The organism is Corallococcus sp. AB045 (assembly GCF_003668895.1).
GTDB classification, from domain to species: Bacteria; Myxococcota; Myxococcia; order Myxococcales; family Myxococcaceae; genus Corallococcus; species Corallococcus coralloides.
Genome location: NZ_RAWN01000125.1, coordinates 15,634 through 29,908, shown reverse-complemented (window position 1 = coordinate 29,908; position 14,275 = coordinate 15,634). Strand labels below are relative to the sequence as shown.

Below are 14,275 nucleotides of genomic sequence, written 5' to 3'. Positions count from 1 at the left end.
GGGGGTTGGGCGCGTTCCCTGGCGGAGGGGGCGTGGTAGCGTGGCGCCGTGTTTCACGGTGGTGCTTCGCACCCCTTTGTCATCAGGACACGCCCTCTTCATGACGCGCTCGGCTGACGGTGAGCTGCACATCGATTCGGTCCTCCGGAATACCTACAAAGTCGTCTCCGTGTTGGGTCGGGGCGGCATGGGTTCGGTGTTCCTGGCCCAGCACCTGCGGCTTCCGGGCAAGCAGGTCGCGGTGAAGGTGCTGCGGGTAGGCGAGCACGTGGGGCCGGACCTCCACGTGCGCTTCCGGCGCGAGGCGGAGATCGCCTCGCGGCTGGGGCACCCGAACATCGTGGAGGTGCTGGACTTCGACACGCTGGAGGACGGCAGTCCGTTCCTGGTGCTGGAGTACCTGCGCGGCGAGAGCCTCGCGGACCGGCTGCGGCGCGGGCGGCTGTCGTTGGAGGAGGTGTTCTCCTTCACGCGGCAGATGGGGTCCGCGCTGCAGACAGCGCACCGCGCGGGCGTCGTGCACCGCGACCTGAAGCCCGCGAACATCTTCCTGGTGCCCACGGACTCCGGCGGCGTGGTGGGCGAGCGGGTGAAGCTGCTCGACTTCGGCATCTCCAAGGTCATGTCGTCGGAGACGCTGCAGACGCAGGAGGCGGTGCTCATCGGCACGCCGCAATACATGTCGCCGGAGCAGGCGCAGGGGCAGAACAGCCGCATCGACGCGCGGACGGACCTGTTCGCGCTGGGCGGCATCGTGTTCGAGATGATCTCCGGGATGACGCCCTTCGGTGGCGGGTCGCTCGTGCAGATCATCTACCGCGTGGTGCATGAGCCGCCGGTGTCGCTGGCCACGCTGATGCCGGACCTGCCGCCGAACGTCGCGCGGGCGGTGTCGCGGGCGTTGGAGAAGAACCCGGATCACCGCCATCAGGACGTCGCGTCGTTCATCGCGGAGCTCACGGGCACGCAGCTCCAGTCGCTTCCGGAAACCGCGGAGCAGATCGAGGCCCGCACCTTCGGGCGCGCGAAGCGACCCTCCGGTGTCGCCCTCCCCTCCGTGGCTCCGAGCGACGACGACGGGACGGGCGCCACGATGGCGCCGTCGAACAAGGGGCTTGGGACGGGCCGCTTTGGCGCGGATGCGTTGGCGGCGTCGGATGACATCGGCTTCGACGCGACGATGGCGCCGCGAGCCAGCGGCACGGTCCCGTTCGGGCAGCAGCCGCAGGTGGCGGGCGGCACGATGGGCTTTGGCGCCACGCAGATGCCCGGGAGCGGCATGGGGAGCTCGGGCGTGGCCCTGCCGGCGCCCGGTGTCCTCGCGCAGTCGCCGGCCAGTTACAGCGGACAGCAGGCCGCCCAGGGTTACGGCACGGGTCAGCACGTCGCTCCGGGCAGCATGGGCGGCCAGCAGGCCGCGCCCGGCAGCATGGGCGGTCAGCAGGTCGTCCCGGGAAGCTACGGTGGCCAGCAGATGGTTCCGGGCAGCTTCGCGGGAGCCGTAGGTCCCCAGGGCCAGCCGCTCGCCCCGGTGAGCGTGTCGGGTCAGCCGGGAATGCCAGGGCCGATGACGATGCCCGCCGCGGTCCCGCCAAAGTCACGCGTGCTTCCCATCGCGGGCGCCGCAGCACTGATCCTCGGTGCCGTGGGACTCGGCTGGTGGCTGCGGCCCGGGCCTCCGCCCATGGGCCCGCCGCCCGTCATGCACGCGGGCCAGGATCACGCGCCCCCGCCACGCGCAGGGCCGCCTCCCGAAGGCCCGCCGCCTGTCATGCACGCGGGCCCGAATCACGTGCCTCCGCCGCCCGTGGGCCCGCCACCCCAGCCTCCACCGCCTGTCGTGGCGCAGAACGATCCACCCCCGCCTGCTCCCACGGAGAATCCTCAGCCCAGGCCTAAGGGCCCCGGCAACACGAAGGAGCCGCAGGGACCGGACTTTGATCCGCCCAACGAATCCTCGCGTACGGCCCTCGCGGAAGCACGCGCGGCGATCCTCGCGGACGATCTGACGACGGCGCTCAGCAGGGCCCGTCGGAGCTACAGCGACGGGCACAACCTCGCCGCCAGCCTGCTGATCACCGAGATCTTCTGCAGGAAGAAGGATCTGGGCGGAGCCCGCGCGCAGTGGGAGCAGCTTCCGGCCAAGCTACGGAAGAAGGCCGAAGCAACGTGCTTGCCGTACGATGTCGACTTGAAGCCTTGAGCAGACACCGCCCGTCCGCATGACCACGGACGGGTGAGGGGGAGACACCAACATGAAATGCATCGTCGCCGTGGCCGTGCTGGCCACCGTTCTAGGCACCCTGCCCGCCCGGGCCGCGCCGCCCGCTCCCGTGGAAGCCGGCAAGGTGTTCGTCGGCCCGCAGGGAGAACTGGTCGCCGTCGTTCCCCTCGCGCCCCGTGAGCAGAAGAAGTTCCTCCTGCGCATCCAGGGCACGGGCTCCGTGCTGGACAACCTGGTCCTCCCCTACACCCTGAAGGACTGGAGCAGCCCCAGCACGCTGCGCCACAACTACACGACCCAGTGGCACGGCAAGGACTACTCGCCGCTCATCGTCGTGGGCAAGAACACGGAGCTGCACTTCCCCGGCGGCCCCGGCAACGGTATCGCCGTCCAGTACGACGAGGCGCGCTCCCAGAAGCTCAAGCCGGAGGAGGTCTACGCCCAGCACCAGCAGCAGACCCAGAGCGGTCAGCTCGCGAAGCTGATGGCCTTCGACCGCAAGGCGGAGGAAACCCTCCACGACACCACCTACGCCGAAGCGCTCCAGGAGCTGAACACCACCTGCGGCACCTCCGTGGCGGGCGCCATCGACTGGACCACCGTCACCGAGCCCTTCCTCAAGGCCCAGAAGATCGCCCGCTACTGCGTCTTCCCCCTCACCGCGCTGAAGTCCCTGTGCGAAGTCTCCGAGGAGGCCCGCGGCACCGTGAAGGCCCGCCTGAAGCAGATGGACTGCCGCTTCGGCGCCACGCTGGAGCCCGCGCTGCAAGGCGACCGCTTCGTGTGGACCACCACTCCGGAGGCGAGCCAGCAGGAGAAGGCCGCCACCCGCTACTTCAAGAAGCACCTCTAGGCCCGCGCACCATGCTCTTCCAACGCATCCTTCCCGTGGCCGTGCTCCTCTCCGCCAGTCCCGCCGCCGCCATCGATCCGCCGTGGGGCAAGGCGGAGAACCTGGGCCAGCGCATGCACCTGGAGGCCAGCGCCGTCTGCACCGACGGAAAAGGCCACTACGTTGTCTCCGTGCCGCGCGAGGACACGGACGAGCTGGAGGACCAGCTCTATTACGGCGACGGCAAGTCCCTGGTCGTGGTGCCTCGTGCCCGCTCCCGGAACCTGTCCGCCACCACCTTCCAGGATCCGCGCTTCTTCAACCCCAACGGCACCGCCGACTACGACGGCGTGGATCTGCGCGTGCACTCGCAGCTGAACGTGGACACGAAGGAGCGCACCTGCTCCCTGCGCTGCGGCGAGCGCAAGGTGACGCTGGAGATGCTCCCTGGCGCGCAGGCGCGGGAGCTGCTGCGCAAGGCCACCTACGTGCCCAACCCGCAGAAGTTCGCGCCCCACGCGCTCCTGCGCGACTCGGAGGGCACGTACTACTACGTGGACAAGGGCTTCACGCCCGCGGAGTCCCGCAACTTCCGCGTGTTCATCGGCCCTCGCGGCGACCTGAAGCCCCAGAAGATGACCAACGTGGTCGCGGACTCCGAGGGCGAGATCTTCACGACCAAGAAGGGCCAGCTGCGGCTCGTCATCGACCGCGCGCAGAAGCCCATCTGGATCGAGAAGGCGCGCAAGGAAGTGGAGCTGCGCAACGTCCCCGTGGAGCAGAACCTGCCCCTCATCTACAACGAGCTGGGCGTCTACACGGGCATCCGGCTGGGTACGCCCTGCGACGACCAGTAGCGGGCGGTCCCGCTAGACGCGCACCAGCAACGCCATCTGGTGCGCGCCAATGCCCAGGCCGACCATCACCAGGTACTTCGTGCGCAGCTCGCGGCGGAAGCGGGCCAGCGTCACCGGCATGGACGCGTGCACCATGTTCCCGTACTCCTCGAAGGTGTCCAGGTACTCGCGCGGGCGGATCTCCTGCGCCCAGTGGTCCATCAGCTTGCGCGTGGCCTGGTGGGAGATGAGCGTCACGTCCTCGCGCGCCACGCCGTGCTTCGTGAGCAGCCGCTCCACCAGCCGGGGCGGCCCGTTCATCCCTGAGTTCAGGAACGCCTTCACGCCCGCCGCGGGGGCGATGCCATAGGTTGGGTACGCGAGGCCGGACTCCGGCCGCGAGCCCATCATCATCGCGCCGTATTCGTCGCTGAAGGTGTCCGCGCCCCAGTCCACCAGCGTGAGCCCTTCACCCGCGCCCACCACCACCGCGCCCGCCCCGTCGCCAATGCCAATGGCGTGGCCCTGCGTGTAGTCCACGTTGCGGGTCCACGCGGAGCCCACCGCCACCAGCGCGTGCCGGAGCGTGCCCGCGCGCAGGGCCTCCCAGGCCAGCACCACGCCCATCAGGAAGTTGGCGAAGTCCGCGTTCACCGGCACCACCAGCGCGCCCTGTGACAGGCCCAGCTCCCGGTGCACCGCGTACAGCTCGTTCGGCGCGATGAACTCCGACACCGACACGTAGCCGTACAGCCGCTCCACGTCCGCAGCCGTCAGCCCCGCGTCCTGGAGCGCGGCGGCGCCCGCCTTCGCGGTGAGCGCGGCCAGGGACTCGCCCGGACCCAGCACCCGGCGCTCGCGGTTGCCGTAGAAGAGCGCGTGCTCCCCGCCGCTTCCGGCGGCGCGACGCAGGGGCTCGAACAGCGGGTCGTCGTTGCCGCGAACCTGCTCCGGGACAGCGGCGCCGACTCCCAGGAGCGCGAAGGTCGCGGCGGTCATGGAGGCTACTTCGCGTCCGACGCCACCGCGGCGAAGCGGTCGCCGTACGGCGGAACCTCGCGGTAGTCGATGTGGGCGACGATGACCTGCGGCTGGCCGGTCTCGTCCGCGCGGCGCAGCACTTCCGGCAGCAGCGCGTCCAGCTGACCGGGGCCGTTCACCGTGTAGGCGCGCGCGCCCAGCGACTCGGAGAAGGCCTTCAGGTCCGGGTTGCCCAGGCCGTAGAAGTCATCCTCCAGCGGCTGCGTGCGGTCCTGCACGTGCTCGCCGTGGTTCACCATGCCCAGGAAGTTGTCGTTGAGGACGATGGTCACCGTGCCCACGCGGTAGCGCGACGCGGTGATCATCTCCGTGCCGTTCATCAGGAACGCGCCGTCGCCGACGATGGCCACCGCCGCGCGGTCCGGCCGGCCCACCTTGCCGCCGATGACGGCGCCGCAGGACCAGCCCATCGACGACAGGCCGCACGGGTAGAAGATGCGCGCGGGGGGCGTGATGTGCAGCAGGTGCGACGTCCAACCCGTGCAGTTGCCCATGTCGATGTACAGGTCCATGTCCGGGCTCAGGTGCTTGTCGAGCTCCGCCATCAGGTCCTGCGGCTTCACCGAGTCCCGGTCCTGCGGGGTGCGGATGACCGGCGCGGGCTCCGTCAGCGCCATCACCTGCGCCCAGCGCTCCTGCACGCGAGCGCCGCTGGACGGGCCAATCATCTGCCCCAGCTCCGCCAGGCCCGTCATCACCGAACCCACGTCCGCCACGATGGGCAGCCGCACCGGCAGGAACTGGCCGATGTTGGAGGCGTTCACGTCCACCTGGATGACGTGGTGGATGGCCTGGAAGTAGCGGTGGAAGCTGCGGGAGGCCCACTCACCCAGGCGGCTGCCCAGCACGAGCATCACGTCCACGCCGTCGCGCAGGTACGCCTCGGCGCGCTTGCTGCCGGCCAGGCCCAGCACGCCCAGCGACAGCGCCTCGCGCTCGGAGAACAGCCCCTTGCCGCGCATGCTGGTGGCCACCGGGATGCCGTGCTGGGTGACGAACGCGGTGAACGTCTCGGCGTGCTCCGCCATCGCCTCGCGGGCGCCAGCGCCCAGGAAGATGAGCGGGCGGCGCGCGGTGCGCAGCAGCGTGAAGGCGGCGCGCAGGTCCTCGAAGGGCGCGGTCGCCGGACGCGCGCGGAAGGCGCCGCGCGTGGTGGGAACGGAGGCGCGGTGGATGGGCTGGCGCGCGATGTTGGCCGGCACGCTCAGGTGCGCGGCGCCGCCGGGCAGGCCCTGCGCGGTGCGCAGCGAACGCGCCAACAGCCGCTGGAAGCTCTGCGCGTCCGGAACGATCGTGGAGCTGGCGCACGCCTGGCGGAACATCTCCACCGTGTTCACGCCGTGGGTGCTGCTGCTCTCCTGGATGGCCATCAGGCCCACGCGGTCCGTGGCGATGTTGCCGCTGATGGCCAGCAGGGGCACGCCGTCCAGGTGCGCGGAGGCCACGCCCGTCAGCGCGTTGGTGGCACCCGGGCCCGCCGTCACCATGCACACGCCCAGCTTGCCGGTGGCGCGCGCGTAGCCGTCCGCCATGAACGCCGCGCCACCCTCGTGCGACGCGATGATGAAGCGCATGGAGGCGTGCTTGCGCAGCGCCTGCTGGAACGGGGCGATGTTGCCGCCCGGGACGCCGAACACCGCGTCCACCTCCTCCGCCTCCAGGTGCGCGATCACGCAGTCGGCGACCGAGATGTCCTCCACCGTCTTGAAGCCCCGCGCATTCACGTCCCCGTACATCGGGATCGGATCGCCGTGACGCGCCTCCATCACGTTCGTCTTCCCCGGGGTCGGCGTCTCGTGCCGGAGTGCCTCGACGGGCACCTCGTTCCGCAGGGTGTTCGACGTGACCGCCTGGAGCTCAGCGAGCGAGGAGTTGGACATTGAAGGACGTCTCCAAGGCCCCGGAACCCGTGAGGTTCGACGCAGCTACCGCGTCGACTCGCTGCCACCGAGTCCGGGGGGACCTCGATGCGTGTGACAGTATTGCGGGGATGCTGGAAAACTGCATCCCCTTAATAGCGGAGAAGCGAGCGAGTGTGAAGTAAAAATAGTGGAAAGTTCGCCTGACGCTGGATTCTCACACTCCGACACGAGTACCACGTTTACCCGGGGACGTCTCCATCTTCACGGGGAGGACGTGGCTCGCGCGCGTACGCAGGTGCAGCAGGAGTGGATCCACTCACGTGCCGACTGGAGTAGGCTCGTGGGCGCGCTGCCATCCAGCCGGAGTTGCACGGGAATGGCGCGTGCACCACAAAATCAACGTGGGGGTTTCATGGCTGAGAATCTGAGGACGGAGTACGGCTTCCGGCTCAATGCGCCGGGCTACATCACCCCCGCCGAGGCCAAGGTCTGGTTCGAGGACCTTCGCGCCAAGGTGGCGATCAAGCGTGGGCGGCCCTTCGGACTGATGGTGGACATCCGCGGCCAGAAGGCGAACCCGCCGGAGACCCAGGAGATCATCAAGCAGGCCATGGGCTGGCTCCGGCAGAACGGCATGGTGCGCTCGGCGGTGGTGCTCGACAGCACCGTGGCCCGCCTGATGATGGTGCGCATGGCCAAGCAGAGCGGCGTGTACGAGTGGGAGCGCTACATCGACGCGTCCAAGGACTCCGATTGGGAGCACAAGGCGATCGACTGGATCACGAACGCCATGGAGCCCTCGAAGGAAGAGGACGCGGCGGCCTGACGTCCTTCCCCGGGTGATGGCGGTGGAAGCCTCCTTCCGGTAGAGGCCCACCGCCTCCCCAGCCCGTTCGCGGGCACGGTTCCCCCTCTACCTGCCAGGTCCTGTCCGTGATTCCCGGGTCCCCGCGGACGCCAGGCTGGTTCAGGGCGGTCCTGTTCCTCCTCGCCGGATTCCTGGGGCTGCGCTGCGCCGCTCCGTCACAGTCGCGTGACAACGCGCGTGCGAGCACCTCCCTGTCAGCGGTTTCCTCCCCTGCCCCTACGGCGAAGGTGCTGCGGGTGCGTGTGTACGCGGACGTGGACCACCGTGCGCGGGGGCTCCATTGGGAGCGGGGCGTCGCCGGATGGCTCCAGCGCGCGAGCGAGTCGGTGCGCGGCCCCCTGGGCATCACGTTCGAGCTGGAGTCCGCGCGGGCGTGGGAGCGGCGCGGCTCGGACGGTCCGCTGGAGCCGGTGCTGGACGCGTTGGAGGAAGTGGACGCGGGCGAGGACGTGGACCTCGTCGTGGGCCTGGTGGCGGCGCCGGCGACGTTCAGCGGCGCGCAGCACGAGCTGGGCTTCGCGCGCGTGCTGGGGCGGCACTGCGTACTGCGCGGCCTGGGCGGAGCGCTGCCGGTGGAGGCGCGGCAGCGGCTGGAGGTGGCGGTCCTGCTGCACGAGTGGGCCCATACCCTGGGCGCGCCGCACGTGCGCGACGGACGCGGATGGATGTCGCCGAAGTACGACACGGGCCAGACGGGGTTCGATGCGCGGACACTCGCGCTGCTGGGCGCGGGGCTGAGGCACCTGCCCGGGGCGCGCGTGGAGCTGGAGGCGCAGAAGGCCTGGGCCCGGGAGCTGCGCGTGGCGGTGGAGGCCATGGCGGGCCCGGCCTGGGAAGGGCCCGAGCGGGACTTCCTCCTCGAATGGACGGAGCGGGTGCGCGCCTCCAGCGTCGTGCTGGGGCCGGAGGGCACGCCCCGTTCGCTGACACCGCTGGAGCGGCAGCGGCTGGCGGAGGTCATCGCCCTGGAGAAGGCGGACCAGCCGGAGGTGGCCGCGGACGCCCTGGAGCCGCTGGCCGTGCGGCATCTCCAGAACGAACGCGTGCAGTTGCTGGCGTGCTACCTCGCCGTGCACCTCACTCCGGGACTGGACGCCACGCGTGAGCGCTGCGAGCGGGCCATCACGCGCTTTCCCCGCGAGCCCTCGCTGCGCATGAACGTCGCGCTGCTCCACCTGCACGCGGGCCGCTTCGACGAGGCCCGGGACAGCCTGGTGGCGGCGAGGACGAACCTGGAGGCCCGCCCGGACGTGGAGCCCGGCCAGTGGGCGGACCTGGCGGGCCTCTTCCTCCGCGCCCACTGCGTGACGTGGGCGGAGGAGACCGCGGCCCGGGCACAGGGGCTGGCGGCTTCCGCGGCCGTGCTGGAACAGGCGTCCCGTCTCCGCAGACAGGTGGCGCTGCCGGCCCGGTCCGAGGCGAGCACCGCTGCCGTCGATCCCGCGCGGGAGGGAGCCCTGGTGCGCGCGGTGTCCGATGTCGAGGCGCTGCTGCATGCCGGCTCCTCGGGGCCCGCGCGTGAGCGCATCGCCGCGCTGGCTCGGGCGTATCCGGCGAGCCCCTCCGTCACGCTGCTGCAATGCGAGCTGCACCTGCTCCAGGGGCGCCTGGGCTCCGCGCGCACCGCCTGTGAGCGGGTGCTCGCGTTCCGGGAGGATGCGGTGCAGGCGCACCTGCTGCTCGGCGTGCTGGCGACGAACACCCGTGCGCATGCGCGTGCGCGCAAGCACCTGGAGCGGGTCATCGCCCTGGAGCCTTCGCGCACGGAGGCGTGGCACCTGCTCGCGCGCGAGTACCGGGGCACCCGCCAGCTGAAGACGCTCCAGGTGCGCTACCGCGAGCAGTTCGCGCGCGACCTGCCGTGAGGCCTACGTCGCGACGGACGCGCGCCAGGCATCCTCGAGCAGCGCGAGCAGGATGATGTCGTTGAACCCGCCCCCGTTCCCGTCGGCCTGGTAGCCGCGCATCACGCCTTCCTGCTGGAAGCCCACGCGCGTCAGCGCCTTGTACGACGCGCTGTTGCGAACGTTCACCATGCCCTCGATGCGGTGCAGGTTCAGGTGCTCGAAGCCGAAGCGGATCAGCGCGGGCAGGACGCCCGTCATCACGCCCTGCCCCCACAGGGAGCGCGCCACCATGTAGCCCACCTCCGCGCGGCGGTCCTTCTGGCTCCAGTTGAAGAGGGTCAGGTAGCCCAGGGGCGTCGGCTCCTCTTCCTTCGACAACACCCAACGGATGCCCTTGCCCAGGCGCATCGCCTCCAGGTCGCCGGTCAGCTTCTGGTGCAGCGTCTCCCGCAGCACGGGCACCGTGAAGTTCAGGCTCCGCGCCACCTCCGGATGCGAGTACAGCGCGATGACGCCGTCCATGTCCTCGGGAGTGAAGACGCGCATCCGGAACGGCGTGGGAACGACAGGCAGCGGCAACGTGACGTAGGACATGGACATGCGGTGCAGGCCCCCTGCGGTAGGGACGGGAGCACCCTACCGGGTGGGCGCCATCACCGCCATGGCTTGCGTGCTCACTCTTCCATCAGCAGCCGGCGCCGCTCACGCAGCACGTCGCGGAGCGGATCCCAGTCGCCTCGCGCCCACGGCAGCACCTCGTCCACCATCGCCCGGTGGAGGAAGGCCAGCGCCTCGTCGGACGTGCGCTTCCAGGTGAGGGTGGAGTCTCTCCACCCCTCGTCCATGGTCATGCAGGCTCCGCTCCTCAGCGCCCGGTACGCGGCGAAGGCGCACGTCGCCAGCAGGTGCTCCGGTTCCCTGGGCGTGAGGCAGGTAAAGCCCACGACCCGCTTGTCGGCGTCCGCCACCATCAGCGTCGCGTAATGGAGGCACCACGCCGCGTTGAACAACTCCGACGCCAGGAGCTGGCTGGGGACGAACAAGCCGATCTCCATCGCCTTGCGCTGGTGCGCCTCATCCGGCACGAGGACCCACTCCTCCAGCGCGAGGAGGGCCGACTGGGCGCCGTCGTTCTCCGGCCCATGCCTGTCCCAGACACGCGCTGCGACGCGCGCCACCGCCACGCACAGCCGGACCTCCTCTTCCTGGATCAGCGGCCCCAGCGAATCCACCCAGGCCTGCAGCCGGGCGGAGTCCGGATGCTCCGCGTTCACCGGCAGAGGCCCCGGCCCCGCGAGCGCCAGGGCCAGTCGCGGCGATCCCTGTCCCAGGGTCCGCGCCTCCACGGGCAACGGAGCACTCCGGACGATGGAGTCCGCCACCGACTCGGCGTGCACGCGCATGCGCCAGGAGAAGGGATCCCCATGTCCCCGCTTCACGGCATGCGTCACCACGCGCCGAAGCAGGCCCACCACCGGCCGGGCCTGCGCCCCCATCCCCGCGAGCAGATGGAGCGCGAAGAGCCCCAGCCGCGCCCCGTCCCTGTCATTCGGAAGCAGGCCCACCAGTCCCCGCGCCGTCTTGTCCAGCAGGGGCACCGCACGCGAAGGAGACAGCCAGGACAACACCTGGAGGGCGACGACGCGGCTCTCGTCGTCCAGCACCACCTGCTCCTCCAGCGCCAGAAGGACCTCCTCGGAGGGCGGGGTGCACCGGCCCAGCAGGCGCAGCGCGGAGCGGCGGACGTAGGGACTCTCGTCCGACAGCCTCTTCAGGGCTTCATGCAGCACGTCGTCCGGGACGGGGCCGTCCAGCGTCGCCAGCGCGTCCAGCGCCGTCGCTCGCGCCTGCCACTGCGTCTTGTCCTGGCAGGCCTCCAGCAACAGCCGCACCGCGAGCCGGGTGGGCCGGGGACGCAGGTACACCAGGGCCCGCATCGCCTGCCGCTGGACCCGAGCGCTCCGCCGGGACAGGAGCCCCAACACGGCAGGCACCGCGCACGGGGGCGGTGGGCTCGGCGCCATCAACGCCTCGAGCACGTTCAAGCGGATGTTCGCGTCCGCGGACTCCTTCTCCGCCAGTCGGGGCGTCGCCAGCACCTCCAGCAGCGCGGGCACCGCCCCCAGGCCGATGGCCCGCAGCGCTTCGTGCGCGTCGTACGTATCTCCCCTCCGCAAGCTCCCCTGCGCCACCAGCTCCGCCACCCACTCGCGGGGCGTGCGGTCCGCGTGCCGGAAGCCCGAGCGCACCATCAGCGCGTCCAGCCTGCGCAGCGAAGCGAGGTCGTCTCCGGAGGCCCGCCGCCGGGCTTCCGCCAGTGCGTCACCCATTCCGGCTCCCTACTCCGCGCGCATCGCCTCCACCGGATCCAGCCGCGCCGCGCGCGACGCCGGGTAGATGCCGAAGAGCAGCCCCACGCCGCAGCTCATCCCCAGCGACAGCGCCACGGCCCACGCGGGCACGCTCATGGGGAACAGCAGCACCCACTTGCCCAGGAAGACGAACCCGAAGCCCAGCCCCAGTCCCAGCACCCCGCCCACGAGCGACAGCATCACCGCCTCCGTGGCGAACTGGCCCAGGATGCGGCGGCGGCGCGCGCCCAGCGCCTTGCGGATGCCAATCTCCCGCGTCCGCTCCGTCACCGACATCAGCATGATGTTCAGGATGCCGATGCCGCCCACCACCAGCGACAGCAGGCACACACCCACGCCCGCGAGCGCGATGACCTGGGACAGCTCGTTGAAGGACGCCGTCATGGACTCGTTGGTGTGCACCTCGAAGTCGTTCGCCTCCTGCGGCGTCAGACCCCGGCGGCGGCGCATCAGGTTCACCACTTCATCCTGCGCCTTCTGGAACGACTCCCCGTCGCGCGCCTGGATGTCGATCTCCACCGAGCGGTTCTTGCCGTAGAACTGCTGGAAGGCGCGCATGGGCACGATGGCCTGGTTGTCCTGGCTGGCCATCCCCATGACGCTGCCGCGCTTCTGCAGCACGCCAATCACCTGGAACGGCCGGCCCTGCAGCCGCACCTCGGAGCCCACCGGATTCATGCCCGGGAAGAGCGTGTCCGCCAGGTCCACGCCAATGACCATCACCGGGCGGCCGTCCAGCGTCTCCGTCTCGTTGAAGAAGCGGCCGGTCGACACGACGACGCCGCTCGTCTCCAGGTACGTGGGCTCCGTGCCCAGGACGCTCACCGAAGGCGGCGTCTCCCGGAACGCCGTGGTCAGCTTCTTGCCCCACTCCTGGGCCGTGGGCGTGGCCGCGCCCACGGAGGGACAGGACTCCACGATGGCGCGCACGTCGTCGCCGAGCAGGTCCTTGCGCTTGGCGTACTTCGCCCAGTTGATGCGGCCGAAGCCGGTGGGCCACTTCGTCACCTCGAAGGTGTGCGCGCCCAGGCTGCCCAGGTTCTTGTTCACCTGTTCGCGCAGGCCCTCGATGAGGGCCATCATCGTGATGACGGTGGCCACGCCGATGACGATGCCCACCAGCGTCAGGAGTGAGCGCAGCGGGTTGCCCAGGAAGGTGCCGAGCGCCAGCCGCAGGTTGTCCAGGAAGGCCCTCATCGCCCTATTCGTAGCGGAGCGCTTCCACCGGGTCCAGCCGGGCCGCCCGCGCGGCCGGCCAGATGCCGAACAGCAGGCCCACCAGCGCCGCGAACGCCACCCCGCCCACCACCGTGCCCGGGCGCACGTCCGCCGCCAGCGGCGTCACCAGTGACACGATCTTCGCCGTGCCCAACCCCACCGTCGTCCCCAACAGGCCCCCCACCGCGGACACGCTGGAGGCCTCCATCAGGAACTGGAGCACGATGGTGCGCTGGCGCGCGCCCAGCGCCCGGCGGACCCCAATCTCCCGCGTCCGCTCACGCACCGACACCAGCATGATGTTCATGATGCCGATGCCGCCCACCAACAGCGTGATCAGCCCCACGCCCGTGGCCACCGCGTAGAGCGCGCCGGTGAGCTGCTCGTAGGTCGCCGCGAGCGAGTCCGTCCGGTTGACGTTGAAGTCGTCCGGCTGGCCCGGCGGCGTCGCGCGCACGCGCCGCATGATGCCCACCAGCTGGTCCTCCACCTTCGCCATCTGACCCGCGTCCGCCACGGCGATGGCGATCTGCATGGGCCGCCCCTTGCCGAAGCTGGAGTTGAAGGTCTTGAACGGCATGAACACGGACATGTCCATGTTCTCCGCCACGACCTTCCCCTTGCGCCCCAGCGTGCCCACCACCTGGAAGGGCCGCCCGTCGATGCGAACGGTCTGCCCCAGCGGGCTGATGCTGGGAAAGAGCGAGGCGGCCACGTCCGCGCCCAGCACCGTCACCGCCCGGTTCACCTCTTCGTCCGCGCGGGTGAGGAACCGTCCGGTCACCACCTCGTAGTTGCCAATGGCCAGGTAGTCGCTCCACACGCCGTTGATGCGCACGTTGGAGACCTGGAGCGCGCCGTGCGCCACGTCGGACGTGCGCATCACCGTCGGGGAGATGGCGGTGATGAAGTCCGCCTGGGCGCGCAGCTGCGCCACCTGCTCCAGCGTGAAGTTCTTCCGGTTGCGGTAGAGCCACCAGTTCCCCTTGACCATCCAGGGGTACTTGGAAATGAAGACCGTGTTCGCGCCCAGCGTGGCCAGCTGCTTCTCGAACGACGCGTTGAGCCCCTGGATGATGCCGACAATGGCCAGGAGCGTCGCCACGCCAATACCGATGCCCAAGGTCGTGAGCACCGTGCGCATCCGGTTCGCCCGGAGGGAGAACACCGCGATG

General features: G+C 70.4%; 11 protein-coding genes. 5 read left to right on the top strand and 6 right to left on the bottom strand.

The annotated features are described in order from the left end of the window. Window positions 1-100: 100 nt before the first annotated feature. From D7Y21_RS43520 to D7Y21_RS26455, 3 genes are read left to right on the top strand one after another with little or no spacing between them, the layout of a single operon-like run. On the top strand, window positions 101-2,203 hold the full coding sequence (locus D7Y21_RS43520) for a serine/threonine-protein kinase (protein WP_121716476.1): 2,103 nt from the start codon (window positions 101-103) through the stop codon (window positions 2,201-2,203). A 52-nt stretch (window positions 2,204-2,255) separates the two neighbouring features. After that, entirely contained in the window at window positions 2,256-3,077 is an 822-nt protein-coding gene (locus tag D7Y21_RS26460; protein WP_121716474.1) for a hypothetical protein, read from the top strand. A gap of 11 nt (window positions 3,078-3,088) precedes the next feature. Then, window positions 3,089-3,913 (top strand): hypothetical protein, encoded by an 825-nt coding sequence (locus tag D7Y21_RS26455; protein WP_121716472.1) that lies wholly within the window; start codon window positions 3,089-3,091, stop codon window positions 3,911-3,913. 12 nt (window positions 3,914-3,925) lie between these two features. Here D7Y21_RS26455 and D7Y21_RS26450 read toward each other — a convergent pair whose 3' ends face one another. Together D7Y21_RS26450 and D7Y21_RS26445 are read right to left on the bottom strand one after the other, a co-directional pair. Beyond that, window positions 3,926-4,891 carry a 3-oxoacyl-[acyl-carrier-protein] synthase III C-terminal domain-containing protein gene (locus tag D7Y21_RS26450; RefSeq protein WP_121716469.1) on the bottom strand — a complete coding sequence of 322 codons (966 nt, stop codon included), beginning with the start codon at window positions 4,889-4,891 and terminating at the stop codon, window positions 3,926-3,928. 5 nt (window positions 4,892-4,896) lie between these two features. Beyond that, window positions 4,897-6,813 carry a thiamine pyrophosphate-binding protein gene (locus tag D7Y21_RS26445; RefSeq protein WP_120562926.1) on the bottom strand — a complete coding sequence of 639 codons (1,917 nt, stop codon included), beginning with the start codon at window positions 6,811-6,813 and terminating at the stop codon, window positions 4,897-4,899. A 394-nt stretch (window positions 6,814-7,207) separates the two neighbouring features. Here D7Y21_RS26445 and D7Y21_RS26440 point away from each other — a divergent pair, with 394 nt between their 5' ends. Together D7Y21_RS26440 and D7Y21_RS26435 are read left to right on the top strand one after the other, a co-directional pair. Further along, a complete protein-coding gene (locus D7Y21_RS26440) occupies window positions 7,208-7,621 on the top strand; it encodes a hypothetical protein (protein WP_120562925.1) in 414 nt (137 codons plus the stop codon). A gap of 278 nt (window positions 7,622-7,899) precedes the next feature. Then, window positions 7,900-9,528 (top strand): hypothetical protein, encoded by a 1,629-nt coding sequence (locus D7Y21_RS26435; protein ID WP_147469381.1) that lies wholly within the window; start codon window positions 7,900-7,902, stop codon window positions 9,526-9,528. 3 nt (window positions 9,529-9,531) lie between these two features. Here D7Y21_RS26435 and D7Y21_RS26430 read toward each other — a convergent pair whose 3' ends face one another. From D7Y21_RS26430 to D7Y21_RS26415, 4 genes are all read right to left on the bottom strand, one after another. Further along, window positions 9,532-10,110: a GNAT family N-acetyltransferase gene (locus D7Y21_RS26430; protein ID WP_121716466.1), complete on the bottom strand. Its 579-nt coding sequence runs from the start codon at window positions 10,108-10,110 to the stop codon at window positions 9,532-9,534. Between the two features lie 74 nt (window positions 10,111-10,184). Continuing rightward, window positions 10,185-11,840 (bottom strand): HEAT repeat domain-containing protein, encoded by a 1,656-nt coding sequence (locus tag D7Y21_RS26425; RefSeq protein WP_121716464.1) that lies wholly within the window; start codon window positions 11,838-11,840, stop codon window positions 10,185-10,187. Window positions 11,841-11,849: 9 nt separating this feature from the next. Beyond that, window positions 11,850-13,079: an ABC transporter permease gene (locus D7Y21_RS26420; protein WP_120562921.1), complete on the bottom strand. Its 1,230-nt coding sequence runs from the start codon at window positions 13,077-13,079 to the stop codon at window positions 11,850-11,852. Window positions 13,080-13,083: 4 nt separating this feature from the next. Beyond that, window positions 13,084-14,244 (bottom strand): ABC transporter permease, encoded by a 1,161-nt coding sequence (locus D7Y21_RS26415; protein WP_370039260.1) that lies wholly within the window; start codon window positions 14,242-14,244, stop codon window positions 13,084-13,086. Window positions 14,245-14,275 lie beyond the last annotated feature (31 nt).